The following is a 13,928-nucleotide window of genomic DNA, read 5'->3' on the forward strand; positions in this document are numbered from 1 at the left end:
CCGGCGACACTGATTAGCGGCCAAACACCGAACTGCAATGACACCGAATTGTGGTGACACCGAGAACGATGACATATCACGACTCGCCGCACTGAAGGCGCCAGCGGCAGTTGCGTTCACGGCAATTGCGCTGTGCGCCTTCATCTCCTGGAGTGACCCCACCACACCTGGTGGGGTCATTCCCGTTTGTCCGACCAAAGCGCTGTTCAACGTCAATTGTCCCGGTTGCGGTAGCACTCGGATGGTGTACAGCCTCATCCACGGCGATTTCGGTGCAGCGATGCGTTTCAATGCGTTTGGCCTCGTGATGCTGCTTGCACTGGCGTTCACGTACGTCTCGTGGACGACCGCCCGCACCCGTGGAAGACCCGTCGTGCTCTGGCATCAGTTGCGCTGGTCACCGGCTGTGATCTTGACACTCGTGTTGATCTGGACGACGGTCCGCATACCCCCGATCCCGATATTTGCCAGTCTCCGCATCTAGGCCGGATCTCCTCACGCGTCCAAACGGAATACACCTCGCACCTGGCGTACGCCGTTGATCTGCACCTCGACGGCATGTTCGCCGGCGTAGTACTTCCGGGTGCTGATCGGTTTGAAGGAATGCCTCTTCGCGATACGGGCCGGCACCCCGGGATCCAGCGTTCGTGTTGTCAGTTTGAAGACCTTGGGCGTCGTCTGCCCGTTGGCCTTCACGTGGTGGACGATGTAATCGATCACGACGGTGACGGACTCGCTGCCATTGTTCGTGACGGCGAAGTCGAAGGTGAGTTCTCCACCCGCATCAACTGTTTCGCGGTCGATGACGAACCCCTCGACCACGACGTCGGTGGGCGGCGAGAACCCCAAGAGGGACAGAGCATCTGGATCGCCGGCCTTGATCAACGTCCGCAATGCATGTTTGACGATTTTCAGTGTGTTGGCATCCGGTGTCTGCAGCCAACGCTTCGCAGTCGATACTGCGAGCGCAGCGTCAGCACGACTGAGATCGTTGAGATGGTTTGCGACCGAACGTCGTACATATTCCGAATCATCCCGATACAGCTCGTCGAGAATGACGATTGTCGACTCGGGACGCGCCGTCAATTCTTTCACTCGTCTTCCCCAGGGCAAACGAGTACGAGTGCCTTCGGTCGCCAAGCGCCGGACGTGTTCGTCTTCATGGCCGGTCCAGGTGAGTGCGATCGCCAGCGAACGGTCAAGGTTCGTTTCGAGAAATGAGCGAATTGCGAATTCGGCCGTCAGACGCGACGTCAACTCGGCAAGCAGAGCCATTCCCTCGTCGAAATCCGACTCGGAGCCACTTCGTGTCGCCGTGACGGCGACGGCTTCGGTCACCGGCCAGATCATCCAACCGGTGAAGGTCTCTTCTGAAAGCGCACGGCGGATGATCTCGGCGAAGGCCGGAAGATCCTGAGGCAGTTCGGCAGTCATCGCGTCCCGCACAACGCGCGTACGTTCGCCGAGACTCATACCGTCGAATTCGGATGTACTACCCCGAACGAGGGCGAGGCGTGTGTGACCGGAGGCTCGCTCTAGACAGCCTGCCAGATCGGCGACGACGGATTTCCCGAGCAGTTCGTCAGCGGTGGGCATCAGGGGCACACCGTGAGAGCGGAAATCCGATCACCGTCGAGAGTGAAATGGTGATGTAACTGGACGGGGCTTCCGGGAAAATCACCCTCGACCTTCACCGACACGACAACGGCCGAGCCTGGGGTGTTGACCGACTCGATCTTCTGGGTGAAGGTGAACGCCGTCGACACGGCGGACTTCCACGCCACGATTTCTTCGATCCCGACATACGTCCGGCCGTCGTCACGAACCACTGCGTCTTCGGTGAAAACGCCGCGGACGTCGCCGCCGTCGAAATACGCGCGCGCTGCGCCTGGCACCTTCGCTGAGTCGATCATTCGCGAAGAGTACTGCTGGGGTCCGACAGGTTCGGCGAACTCACTGCCCGAGCAGACGCCGCCAACTGAATCTCCATCAACAGCCTGGCCGACGGCTCGGAGAGGTCGGTATCCGTGATCTCCTCGACCCTCTTGATCCGATACCTGAGGGTGTTCGGGTGAATCCGAAGCTGCTCGGATGCACGTCGGACATCGCCCGAATGTGCGAGGTAAACGGAGATGCTTTCGCGCATGTTCGACCCGTTGCGTCTGTCGTAGACGTCCAGGGCGTCGACTCTCGGATCGTGCAGTTGCTCGTCGGCCGCAATGGTGTCCATGATTTCGCCCAGCAGCACCGGTGTGCGCGAGTCCGCGAGGGTGGTCACACGAACATCCCCCGACGTTCCGTCCAAGACCCGATCCACTTCGGCCCGAGCCTGGGCCACCTCCGCAAGCGTCGAAACCGGCGACGAGACCGCGGCCCGTAGCCCCGAAGGCGACACCTTGTCCAAACGCGCGACAACTTCGCGGGTCCACGAGACTGTGGATTTCACGGATTGGGTTCGCGGAAACAGCACATAGATCCGGGTGCCGACGGCACTCACCAGCGATTCACGCTGAAAGGCGCTGGCGTGCAGTCGCAAAGACGACACGAGTTCGCCCGAAGACGGCAGCCCACCGTTTCCGATACTCGCCACTCCGACCACCATCGCCGGTCCGGACATCGGGATGGTCAACGAGGCCGCGAGCGAAGGAACGTCGACACCGCCGCCGCGAACCCCGAGCAACCGCTGAATCTGTATCGCCTCGTTACTCGGCGCGTCTCGGAAGCGCGAAATCAGCCGAGCAGCAACGGCCGCGGCACCGCGGAGCACGCTGTCGGCATCGCCGGCAATGGGAACCGGGCCTTCCTGCACCCAGATCGTGCCGAGAAGATCAGAGCTGAAACCGCTCTCCCCCTTGACATTGTCGGATATTCTCCGAATCGGAACCACCAACCGTCGCCTGATCGCAAGGTCGTCGTGAGCGGGCACCTCCACTACGTCGTCGCTTCGCCGCAGGCTCTCGAAGACGCCCCACTCCTGTAGCTTTCTGAGGTATTCGCGAGGTCCTTCGCGGCCGAGGATTGATTGCCGACGTAGCTCGTCCGCAGCATCTCCCGATGCCGAATAGGCCAAGACGTGGGAATGCTCGTCCTCGATGCTGACCATCCCCCGCGTGATTGCGGCGACGTTCTGCGCCAGCTCGAACAAGTCTGTGTCACTACCGAATACGATGTCGTCCGAATCCTGTCGGGACACCGAATGATCGAGCACGCCCCGGATGGTCGTGAACAATCGATCCCAACGAGCATCCGGATGGACCGCTATCAAGGCGATCCCGGCGCGCTGTGCCGCCGCACGCACCGACGTGTCCGAGGCCTCCTTCGACATGACGGCCCGAGGCGCTGATCCCTTCTGATCGAGGCGGTTCAGCCAGGCCGCCAATTCGGCTGCGCCGATACCGACAGCGAGCCAGAACTCAGAGGATTCGACGGCCGCGGTTCTGGGGCGCGTGAGGTCCCCGACCTCTGCGAACACCACGGAGTCGACGAAGACGTCATCACCCGACGGCGCGAGGACGAGCTCGACAAAAGCTCCGCCCAGCGCCCGAAGGACCGCGTCGAGCCTGACCCCACGGATAGACACGTACCACCCACTCCCCGGACCGTCGCAACGCCTCAACTTCGAGAATAGTGCATTTTCCTGCGAAAACGGTTCAGCCGATCGGACAAACACGGACACCGATGTTTGGCCGCTCAGCGGATTACTCGCCGACGTCTTTCGACTTGACTGGTTCACGACACGACAACTGCCCACTCCTGAGTCTGCCGAAGGATCGTCATGGACGCCGTTACCAATGTCCCCCACCCAGCCAACGAACCGGTGAACAATTACGCGCCGGGAAGCCCGGAACGATCGCGCCTCCGTACGAAACTGACCGAACTGGCCGAATCGCCGACCGACATCAGGCAGGTCATCGGCGGCATCCACCGAACTGCGGAAGGTAAGCGAGAGAGCGTTGTTCAACCACACCGTCACAGTTCGGTGCTCGGATCGTATGCGGGCGCAACCCACTCGGACGTTCGTGATGCCATCGACGCCGCCGCACTCGCCGCCCCGGCCTGGCGCGACCTCTCGTTCGACGACCGCGCTGCGGTCTTCCTCCGCGCCGCCGATCTACTTTCCGGCCCGTGGCGCGAAACCATCGCCGCCGCAACAATGCTCGGCCAGTCGAAGACCGCATACCAGGCCGAGATCGACGCGCCCTGCGAACTGATCGACTTCTGGCGTTTCAACGTCGCGTTCGCACGTCAGATACTCGCCGACCAACCCGTTTCCGCTCCGGGAGTGTGGAATCGCGTCGAATATCGTCCACTCGAAGGTTTCGTCTACGCGATCACTCCCTTCAATTTCACCGCCATCGCCGGAAATCTCCCCACAGCACCGGCCCTGATGGGCAACACCGTGATCTGGAAGCCGTCACCCACGCAGGCCGTCGCGGCGTACCTGACAATGCAACTACTCGAAGCTGCCGGCCTCCCGCCCGGGGTGATCAATCTTGTTCTCGGCGACGGCCCCTTGGTGTCCGAGGTCGCGCTTGCCGACCCCCGACTGGCGGGTATCCACTTCACCGGATCCACCGCAACGTTCCAGCGTTTGTGGCGTGAGGTCGGAGCCAACATCTCGAACTACCGGACGTATCCGCGTCTCGTCGGCGAAACCGGCGGCAAGGATTTTGTACTCGCACACAGTTCCGCTGACCCGGACGTACTCACGACGGCATTGATTCGCGGGGCCTTCGACTACCAGGGCCAGAAATGTTCGGCCGCATCACGGGCGTTCATCCCGAAGTCGGTGTGGGCCAAGATGGGCGACACGTTCATCGACACTGTGTCGTCGCTGAAGTACGGAGACGTCACCGACCTGACGAACTTCGGCGGCGCCGTCATCGACCAACGTTCGTTCGACCGAAACGCCGCCGCGATCGTCCGCGCCAAGTCGACCAGCAGCCTCACCATCGCAGCAGGCGGCGACTACGACGACCGTGAAGGATTCTTCATCTCACCGACGGTCCTACTCGGTGACGACCCGAGCGACGAAGCCTTCAGCACCGAGTACTTCGGTCCCATCCTTTCGCTTCACGTCTACGACGACTCCGCACCGAATGCCTACGCCGACATCCTCGCGCGCGTCGACAGCGGATCCGCTTACGCCCTGACCGGCGCCGTGATCGCCACCGACCGTGCGGCCGTCGATCAAGCTCATCATGGTCTGCGGTTCGCCGCCGGAAACTTCTACGTCAACGACAAGCCGACGGGAGCGGTAGTCGGACAACAACCCTTCGGAGGTGCGCGGGCTTCCGGTACCAACGACAAGGCCGGTTCGCCGCAGAATCTGCTCCGTTGGGCGTCGACACGCACCGTCAAGGAAACCTTCGTTCCTCCCACCGATCATCGTTACCCCCACCAGGACGTCGATCCAGCCGAGAGCGAGAACCGTTGATGAGTGCCGTCTCGCTGAGCAACCCACTGCGCCCGGTACTCCTCGCGGCGGCACGCTCGTCGCGACTGGAGAAGACAGTCTCCGGGATGACCTTGACCCGCAAGCTTGTAGACAGGTTCGTCGCCGGGGACGCGGAACCCGCAGCGATGTCAGCGGTGCGCAACATCCTCACCAGTGGCCGGTTCGTGACGGTCGACTACCTCGGCGAGGACACCACCGATCCGGCTCAGGCAACAGCTACCGTCGACGCCTATCTCTCCCTTCTCCGCTCGTACGCAACGCTTTCCGAGATTGCCGGGACGCAACACTCCCTGGAGGTTTCGCTCAAGCTCTCCGCGTTGGGGCAGTCACTTCCCGGTGACGGCGAGAAGATCGCCCTGGCGAACGCTCACCGAATCGTCACAGCGGCAGACGAAGTGGGCGCGTGGGTCACCGTCGATGCGGAGGATCACACCACCACCGACTCGACACTGTCCATCGTCGAAGAGTTGCGCCGCGACTTCCCGACGCTCGGCACGGTCCTGCAGGCGTACCTACACCGCACCGAGGCCGACTGCCGGCACTTCTCCGGATCAGGTTCACGAATTCGGCTGTGCAAGGGTGCATACAAGGAACCGGCCGGCGTCGCGTTCCAAAAGGCCGCCGAAGTCGACGCGTCGTACGTGCGTTGCCTGAAGGTCTTGATGGAAGGTGACGGATACCCGATGGTGGCCTCCCACGATCCCACCATGATCGACGCCGCCCTCGGACTCGCCACACTGACCGAGCGGACAGCCGCGGATTTCGAGTTCCAGATGCTCTTCGGCATCCGCGACGGCGAACAACGCAGATTGGTAGCCGAAGGCAATCACCTGCGGGTCTACGTTCCCTACGGCAGCCAGTGGTACGGCTACTTCATGCGTCGCCTCGCGGAAAGACCGGCCAACCTCATGTTCTTCATGCGCTCACTCGCTTCCAACAACTAGACACCGGAAACCGGTGGCAGCGGTGGCAACTCGAGGTTCTCGCGAAAGGTATCGCCGACGTAGTCGGATCCCACGATTCCGCGCTTGCGCAGCTCCGGCAGCAGCCCGTTCGTGACGAAATCGCGTGTACGCGGATCCGCAAGGTCACCGAGCGTGATGACGTCGAGTACGCCCGCGTCGTATCGTTCCTCGATCGCGTCCGCGAGCTGTTCCGGGGTGCCCGCCGCTGCCCAGTGGCCGGTGTCCTTGGACGCGATGATCAACTCACGCAGAGTCTTTCCTTGTGATGCGAGCTTGCCGAAGATCTCGACCCGGCCCCGCCGTCGATTCACCGACGACGGGTCCGGCAACAACGACTCCGGGATCGGCCGATCCAGCGGCAATTCCGAGAAATCCACGCCGCCGCCGAACATATCGGCAAGCCTGGTGCGTCCGGCGTCGAAGTCCGTCGATTCCTCGGCTTCTCTGACCAATCGTTCGACTTCGGCTTCGGTAGCGCCGTACGTTGCGTGGAACGAGCTGAAAATCAGTGGCAGTTCGTCCCCACGCCCCAACTCTGCCGCCCTGGCGCGGATCGTCTTCGTGTAGGTGACCGCGTCCTCGAAGGTTGCGAGAGAAGTGAATACGACCTCCGCGAAGCGAGCACCCAGTTCGATACCCCCGGCAGATTGGCCTGCCTGGAATTGGACCGGACGACGCTGCGGCAGGGATGGAATGTTCAACGGCCCCTGTACGGTGAAGTACTTGCCTCGGTGCTCGATGGGGACCACCCTCGACGGATCCAGCACCGCAGAGCCCTCTCCCCGGATCAAGGCGCCGGGCTTCCAGCTGTCGAAGAGCGCGTTGACCACCTCGAGCGATTCGGCCGCTCGGGCGTACCGCTCCTCCGGACTCGGCAGGTCCAGGTCGCTGTAGTTCTCTTCTCCGAGTGAGGAAGTGACGGCATTCCATGCGGCTCGACCATTGCTGACGTGGTCCAGGGTGCCGAACAACCGTGCCAGGTTGAATGGGTGATGAAACGTCGTCGTGACGGTGGCGATGAGCCCCACATGGGTGGTGACCGCACTCAGCGCGGCAAGGAAGATCAACGGCTCCTGCGCACCGATCGCGCCCTGCGCGCCGAAACTCAGCAGGTCGGCGGCAAACAGTCCGTCGATCTTGTTCGCCTCGGCCGTCTTTGCGACGTCGATCGCGGACGCGACCGTCGACGTCGTCGGATCGATCGCTGCGTCGTAGATACTCACCGCCCCGCTGACACCGGTCACCGTCTTGAGTGGACGCCTACGATCGGCCACCGACCATCCTCCTGGCTTCGCGAAATCTGTTCCGAATTCACAACGCTAGACCGATCCTGGCTCCCGACAAGGTATTCACTCAGCCTGGTTCTATCCCTCCGAACGCCGCTTGGTCACGCCCCGGATTTACGGGCACGATAGGCGGCGACGTGCGCCCTGTTCCCACAGTTTCCGGTGTCGCAGTATCGCTTCGAACGATTGCGCGACAAATCCACGAAGACCGCTTCGCAGTCCGGGGCCTCACACCATCGCAACCTCGAGAATTCGTCGGTTCGGATCAGATCGAGCACACCCATCGCCGCTTCTGCGGCCATCCGGTCCACCAGTGGCGAATCGTCAGCGGTGACGTGCAGGTGCCAGCCGAGGTCGTCGTGCCTGGTGAGCCGCGGCCTCGCGCCCGATTCGAGTAGCAGTGTGTTCACCACCTCGACGGCGTCGTCCACTCCCGCGGCTTCCCAGAACTTTCGCAGTCGTGGACGCAGCGCACGAACCGCCGTCAATTCCTCCGGTGTGCCGTCCCGCCTGCCGGTCCAGCGATCCGCGTCGAGAAACCGTGTCAGCTCCTCTTGATCCGGAAGCAGTTCGGCCCCGCCGCGGGCCGTGTTGACCAACGACGCGGCGAAGACGAGCGCCGATTCCGTGTCACCAGCAAAATGCACTTTGACTCCTGAGCCGTATCAACCTAATGTCAGCATCGTAATCGCTTTTACTCCTGACGGGTGACGACGTGAACTCTCGCAACGGCTTGATCTTCGCTCTGCTGTCCGCGGCAACGTTCGGCGTATCGGGCCCGTTCGCGAAATCTCTCATCGAATCAGGGTGGTCCCCCGGCGGCGCAGTGTTCGCGCGCGTTGCCGGCGGCGCACTGGTGATGATGGTGATCGCCGTAGCCACCCAATGGCCTCGCCTACGACAGGTGAGCACCCACACGCGAACGGTACTGCTGTACGGGGTGTTCGCGATCTCGGGCGTTCAACTGTGCTTCTTCAATGCCGTGCAACATCTTTCGGTCGGCGTCGCATTGCTTCTCGAGTACCTTGCACCGATCATCGTCATCGGGTGGGTGTGGATAACCAAGGGCGCACGTCCGAGCGTGCAGACGCTTCTCGGTGCGGCGGTGGCCTTGATCGGCGCCGCCGTGGTGATCGACGTCTTCGGATCGGCAGAGATCAGTGCCGTCGGAGTCGCCTGGGGACTGGCCGCCGCGGCATGCCTTGCAGTCTATTTCGTCATTTCCGAACGTGCGGACGGTGATCTCCATCCTGTTGTTCTCGCGGCATCGGGGCTCACGGTCAGTGCAGTGGTCATCGGCGCGCTCGGACTCGTAGGCGTCCTCCCCCTCCAGTTCTCGGCCTCGAACGCCGTCGTGGCAGACCATTCGGTGAACGTGTGGCTGCCGGTGGTGGTCCTGGTCCTGGTCAGCACTGTCATTGCCTATCTCACCGGCATCGCCGCGATCACGCTGCTGGGGCCGACAATCGGGTCTCTGGTAGCGCTGACCGAAGTGCTGTGCGCGGTCGTCGCCGCGTGGATCCTGGTCGGGGAATCCGTCACCGCACTCCAAGCTGTAGGTGGCGCAGCAATCATCGCGGGGTTGGTCCTCGCGCGCCTCGGTCAGGTTGCACCGAAACAGATACCGGCCGACCCGATGACAAATGTCATGGCAGAAGAATGACGGACGGACGAGGGATCACGACCTCGAAGCGAGCAGATTCTATGTATGACCTCAACACAGGCACGGCATTCACCACAGGCACTGCACACACTCACTGAAGGATCGGCACACGACGCCGTCCGGTTGACCGGACTTCGCAAGAGTTTCGGAACCGTCGACGCCGTCAAAGGTATCGACCTGAGCATCCGCCCCGGCGAGATCGTCGCGTTCCTCGGCCCGAACGGCGCAGGCAAGACGACAACCATCGACATGATCCTCGGCCTGTCCCGGCCGACGTCAGGCGAGGTGAGCGTCTTCGGAATGTCACCTCGATCGGCGATTGCCCGCGGACTCGTCTCGGCAGTCATGCAGACCGGCGGACTACTGAAAGAGCTGACGGTTGCCGAGACTGTGCAGCTGACCGCCAGCCTGTACTCCCAATCCCGTCCGGTCGACGAAGTGCTGGGGAGAGCCGGAATCCTCGACATCTCCGATCGCCTGGTCAGCAAATGCTCAGGCGGACAACAACAGCGGTTGCGATTTGCGATGGCGTTGCTGTCGAACCCGCAATTGCTCATTCTCGACGAGCCCACCACCGGCATGGACGTCGAAGGGCGTCGGGACTTTTGGTCCGCCATCCGCGCCGACGCAGATCACGGTCGCACTGTGCTTTTTGCGACGCACTACCTCGAAGAGGCCGATGTCTACGCCGACCGCATCATCCTGGTCAGGCAAGGCACCGTGGTCGCAGACGGGACCACCGCCGAGGTCAAGGCGATGGCGTCCGGACGCACCCTGCGCGCGACTGTTCCAGGCATCACCGACGAACTCCTGCGAGCCATACCGAACTCCGACGCCGTCGAGGTGCGCGGTGAGTCGCTGCTCGTGCACTCGGGCGACACCGATGCCGTTGCACGGTTCCTGTTGACCAATACGCAGGCTCGCGATCTCGAAATCGTCTCGCGTGGCCTCGAAGACGCATTCATCGCACTCACGTCGAACAACTCCGAAGGACAGAAGTGATGACCACTGCAACCGAAGCGAATACCTACGGAGCCGAGCGAACCGTCGTACCTCTCGGCGGATTCAACACGACGCTACTGCGACTGGAATTTCGTCGCCTGACTCGCAACCGGCGCACGATGATCTTCACGCTCGTCATGCCGGTTGTCTTCTTCCTCGTCTTCGGTCTCGGTCAAGGCGACGACGACCACGGGATCGGGCACGGCAATGTCGCCGCGTACATCATGATCAGCATGGCCCTGTACGGCGCGATGCTGGCCACCACCAGCGGCGGCGCGATGGTCTCGATCGAACGAGCGTCCGGGTGGAGCCGACAACTTCGGCTGACTCCCCTGACCCCGGTCGCCTACATCGCCGTCAAACTGATCATGGCGATGCTGCTCGGTCTCGTCTCGATTCTCGTGGTCTACGTCGTCGGCGCGTTCACCTCGGCGCAGATGGACGGATCACTCTGGTTCACAACGGCATTGATCGCCTGGCTGGGATCGTCGATCTTCGCGGCCTTCGGCCTGTTCATGGGGTACCTACTCCCCAGTGAGAACGTCATGCAGTTGCTCGGACCGGGACTGGCTCTGCTCGCATTCGGCGGCGGACTCTTCGTACCACTCACCGACGGTTCCGTATGGGCGACCATCGCACAGTTCACCCCGATGTTCGGCATCAACGCCCTCGCCCACGCACCGTTGACGGGCAATAGCATTCACTGGACCTGGATCGTCAATATCCTGGTGTGGTTCGCCATCTTCGCCGGCGGAGCGATCTGGCGGTTCCAACGAGATACGGAGCGTGTGTAGTTGTCGCAAACGACTGACCGAGAAGATTCCGTCGCGCTCCCGCGGCGGAATCGTTTCGGCGTTCTCTTCGCGGCGGTCTGGATGGTATTTCTCGGCGGGCCGCTGATCGAGGGATGGAATCTACGCGACGAACTGCGCGGCTGGACAGGGATTCTCGCGACGATCGCCTTCAGTGCCCTCTACCTCTACACCTTCGCCACAACGCAGCAGCGGCGTCGAATGACGATGACTCGGCCGACGATTCGCGAAGCTGCACTGGCTCTGTCCGCCTTGACCGCGTTGGCCGCTGTGATGATCGTGAGCGTCGGGCCGACAGGTTTGGCAGCAGCACCGTACCTCGCGGTGACAGCGGTGACGCTGTTGCCGACCGTCGCCGGCGGCATTCTCGCTTTGGTGTTCGCGGCCTCCGTGGAGATAGTCAGCCTCTCGTCCGGATGGGGAAACTACTCCGGACTCTCACTCGGAGTCTGCGCGGCCGCGTTCGCGACCTGGGGAATCATGTCCCTGATCAGCCGCAACTTCGCCATACTCCATGAACGCGAAGAGCAGGAGCAGCGGGCAATCATGGAGGAGCGAACGAGGATGGCGCGCGATCTGCACGACATCCTCGGGCACTCGCTGACCGTCATCACGATCAAAGCCGAACTGGCCAATCGCCTACTCGATGTCGATATCGAACGTGCGCGCAACGAACTCGACGACCTCGAAAGACTTTCGCGTGACGCGTTGGCAGACGTGCGCTCGGCCGTCGAAGGATTTCGTGGGATTTCTCTTCCCGTCGAGATAGCCCGAGCGCGAGAGGCATTGCGTGCGGCTGGTATCGAGGACGAGGTGCCGAGCAGTACCGACATGGTTCCCACGCGTCTTCGGGAACTCTTTGCATGGACGATCCGTGAGGGCGTCACCAACGTCGTTCGACACAGCGGTGCGACCCACTGCCGGATCACGGTCGACGAAAATAGTGCGTCGGTCGTCGACGACGGACGAGGGGCCGAGTCGACGTCTTCCGGAAACGGTCTGATCGGATTGCGCGAGCGCGCCGGAGCGTCGGGCGCACGAGTGATCATCACTCATCCCCAGCCGCAGGGGTTTGCACTTCAGGTAGTCGAACAGGAGACAGAGTGAACAGCCAGGGCGATCGAGCAACCATACGGCTGCTCTTGGCGGACGATCAGGCGCTCGTGCGAGGAGCTTTGGCCGCGCTGCTCGATCTGGAATCCGACCTGTCCGTGGTGGCCGAGGTCGGTCGCGGCGACGAGGTGGTGTCCGCCGTTCTCGAACACCGCCCGGACGTCGCGCTTCTGGACGTCGAGATGCCCGGCATGGACGGAATCGCCGCGACGGCGGCCCTTCGCGAGGCAGCACCCGACACCCGGGTTCTGATCGTCACCACGTTCGGCCGTCCCGGATTTCTTCGTAAAGCGCTGCACGCCGGGGCCGGCGGGTTCGTCGTCAAGGACACCCCCGCCAGGCAGCTTGCCGACGCGGTCAGGCGTGTCCACGCCGGACTGCGCGTCGTCGATCCCACCCTTGCGGCCGACAGCCTCGTCAGCGGCGAGTCGCCCCTGACGGAGCGTGAGACCCAAGTACTGCGCGCCGCTCACGACGGCGCACCCGTGGCAGCCATCGCAGGGGCGCTCTTCCTGTCTGCCGGGACAGTTCGAAATCATCTGTCATCCGCGATGGGTAAGACGGGTGCGTCGACGCGCGCGGAAGCCGTCAGAATCGCCGAGTCGAACGGCTGGCTCTGATCCGCGCGTCTGGAATAGCCTTCCCCGGCAAATAGTTCGCCGTTCGATTCGTGATGGCGATTTGTCCAGATCACTCAAAGTAGGGACCTTCTACCCTAGGGATTTTCCCTGCAAACGACCGCTTCGCGAGAATCCGAAACAGCTAATCGTTCGATACCTGGCTATGATGCAGTTAATTGAACCGACGGAGCCTGTGCGTAGCGGGGGAAGGGACGTCTCATGTCGAACCAGTTCAACGATCGCTTGAACTCGCTGTTCGAGACTGCCGACTTTCACGTCACCAACGCGATGGTCGTTCGCGGCATGACCGAGTTCGGCTGCCGTATCTCGACGCCGTACCTGTCGCAACTGCGCACCGGCGTCCGAACCAATCCGTCACCCGAAGTGGTTGCCGCCCTCGCCCACTTCTTCAAGGTCCATCCGGACTACTTCTACGCCCCGTCCGATCACACTCCGCCCGCGATCTCAGGTGGCGAGGCAGACCTCTCCCTCCTCGAACAGCTGCACAACGTGCGCCTGCGGAACCTCACCTCCCGTGTCGTCGACCTCTCACCGTCTTCACAGGATCTGCTTGTCGAAATGGCGGAGAATCTACGTTCCTCCGAAAATCTTCCGCGCGTACCACCGGACTCGAATTCCTACATGTCACGCGCATAGCGCCCTTCGCCGACTCTCCTTGACTGCTCAGGGAGGGTTGGCCTTATGCTGGTCGATGCAGCTGGTTCGCCCGGCACGGTCATGAGGAGCCCCGAAGACCGGTCCCGGCGTCGAAGCTCCGTCAGCGCAAGCTGTCGGGGTGAGAGGGAACCCGGTGAAAATCCGGGACTGTCCCGCAGCGGTAAGCAGGAACGACCGCCGTTCATGTGCACTGGGCATCCGCCTGGGAAGCGACGGCCAGTAGGTTCGATCCAACTCGATCGAGTGCCCGCGAGTCCGAAGACCTGCCGACTGTGTCGGGCACGCCGTGCCCGACGGTCCACCGCCTCGTGGAATGGGCGTGTAGATCTCC

The 13,928-nt window shown here is 62.4% G+C and carries 14 protein-coding genes and 1 riboswitch; of the genes, 9 read left to right on the plus strand and 5 right to left on the minus strand.

What is annotated here, in order from left to right:
• Positions 1–37: 37 nt before the first annotated feature.
• The gene (locus tag P0M12_RS05585) at positions 38–484 is read left to right on the plus strand and encodes a DUF2752 domain-containing protein (protein ID WP_277377509.1); all 447 of its coding nucleotides are present in this window, start codon (positions 38–40) and stop codon (positions 482–484) included.
• Between the two features lie 11 nt (positions 485–495).
• On the opposite strand, the gene P0M12_RS05590 is transcribed toward P0M12_RS05585, so the two are convergent.
• The 3 genes from P0M12_RS05590 to P0M12_RS05600 are packed head-to-tail and all read right to left on the minus strand — an operon-like array spanning position 496 to position 3,580.
• Positions 496–1,596, minus strand: a complete 1,101-nt coding sequence (locus P0M12_RS05590; protein WP_073512790.1) for a DNA alkylation repair protein — start codon at positions 1,594–1,596, stop codon at positions 496–498.
• A complete protein-coding gene (locus P0M12_RS05595; protein WP_007733586.1) occupies positions 1,596–1,913 on the minus strand; it encodes a nuclear transport factor 2 family protein in 318 nt (105 codons plus the stop codon). Before P0M12_RS05595 ends, P0M12_RS05590 begins: the two co-directional genes overlap by 1 nt.
• On the minus strand, positions 1,910–3,580 hold the full coding sequence (locus P0M12_RS05600; RefSeq protein WP_054188898.1) for a PucR family transcriptional regulator: 1,671 nt from the start codon (positions 3,578–3,580) through the stop codon (positions 1,910–1,912). The genes P0M12_RS05595 and P0M12_RS05600 overlap by 4 nt, the downstream gene beginning before the upstream one ends.
• A gap of 195 nt (positions 3,581–3,775) precedes the next feature.
• Between P0M12_RS05600 and pruA the strand changes: the two genes are divergently transcribed.
• Positions 3,776–5,437, plus strand: a complete 1,662-nt coding sequence (gene pruA, locus P0M12_RS05605) for an L-glutamate gamma-semialdehyde dehydrogenase (RefSeq protein ID WP_054188899.1) — start codon at positions 3,776–3,778, stop codon at positions 5,435–5,437.
• Positions 5,437–6,402 carry a proline dehydrogenase family protein gene (locus tag P0M12_RS05610; RefSeq protein WP_030535313.1) on the plus strand — a complete coding sequence of 322 codons (966 nt, stop codon included), beginning with the start codon at positions 5,437–5,439 and terminating at the stop codon, positions 6,400–6,402. The genes pruA and P0M12_RS05610 overlap by 1 nt, the downstream gene beginning before the upstream one ends.
• On the opposite strand, the gene P0M12_RS05615 is transcribed toward P0M12_RS05610, so the two are convergent.
• Positions 6,399–7,697: an NtaA/DmoA family FMN-dependent monooxygenase gene (locus tag P0M12_RS05615; RefSeq protein ID WP_050654749.1), complete on the minus strand. Its 1,299-nt coding sequence runs from the start codon at positions 7,695–7,697 to the stop codon at positions 6,399–6,401. The two genes, P0M12_RS05610 and P0M12_RS05615, sit on opposite strands and share 4 nt — an antisense overlap.
• 113 nt (positions 7,698–7,810) lie before the next feature.
• On the minus strand, positions 7,811–8,356 hold the full coding sequence (locus P0M12_RS05620; protein ID WP_003939872.1) for a CGNR zinc finger domain-containing protein: 546 nt from the start codon (positions 8,354–8,356) through the stop codon (positions 7,811–7,813).
• Between the two features lie 68 nt (positions 8,357–8,424).
• Between P0M12_RS05620 and P0M12_RS05625 the strand changes: the two genes are divergently transcribed.
• The 6 genes from P0M12_RS05625 to P0M12_RS05650 all read left to right on the plus strand — a co-directional run bounded on the left by P0M12_RS05625 (position 8,425) and on the right by P0M12_RS05650 (position 13,576).
• A complete protein-coding gene (locus P0M12_RS05625) occupies positions 8,425–9,372 on the plus strand; it encodes an EamA family transporter (RefSeq protein WP_003940332.1) in 948 nt (315 codons plus the stop codon).
• Between the two features lie 45 nt (positions 9,373–9,417).
• The gene (locus tag P0M12_RS05630) at positions 9,418–10,374 is read left to right on the plus strand and encodes an ABC transporter ATP-binding protein (protein ID WP_003940598.1); all 957 of its coding nucleotides are present in this window, start codon (positions 9,418–9,420) and stop codon (positions 10,372–10,374) included.
• Positions 10,374–11,168 (plus strand): ABC transporter permease, encoded by a 795-nt coding sequence (locus P0M12_RS05635; RefSeq protein ID WP_019745005.1) that lies wholly within the window; start codon positions 10,374–10,376, stop codon positions 11,166–11,168. The genes P0M12_RS05630 and P0M12_RS05635 overlap by 1 nt, the downstream gene beginning before the upstream one ends.
• Positions 11,169–12,293, plus strand: a complete 1,125-nt coding sequence (locus P0M12_RS05640) for a histidine kinase (protein ID WP_054831249.1) — start codon at positions 11,169–11,171, stop codon at positions 12,291–12,293.
• Complete coding sequence (locus tag P0M12_RS05645; RefSeq protein ID WP_003940330.1) at positions 12,290–12,919, plus strand: response regulator transcription factor; 630 nt, start codon at positions 12,290–12,292, stop codon at positions 12,917–12,919. The genes P0M12_RS05640 and P0M12_RS05645 overlap by 4 nt, the downstream gene beginning before the upstream one ends.
• Before the next feature lie 219 nt (positions 12,920–13,138).
• Positions 13,139–13,576: a helix-turn-helix transcriptional regulator gene (locus P0M12_RS05650; RefSeq protein WP_003940179.1), complete on the plus strand. Its 438-nt coding sequence runs from the start codon at positions 13,139–13,141 to the stop codon at positions 13,574–13,576.
• A 105-nt stretch (positions 13,577–13,681) separates the two neighbouring features.
• A riboswitch (cobalamin riboswitch) is annotated at positions 13,682–13,883 on the plus strand.
• The last annotated feature ends 45 nt before the right edge of the window (positions 13,884–13,928 follow it).

The sequence above is a fragment of the Rhodococcus sp. RCBS9 genome (assembly GCF_029457415.1).
GTDB classification, from domain to species: Bacteria; Actinomycetota; Actinomycetes; order Mycobacteriales; family Mycobacteriaceae; genus Rhodococcus_F; species Rhodococcus_F qingshengii.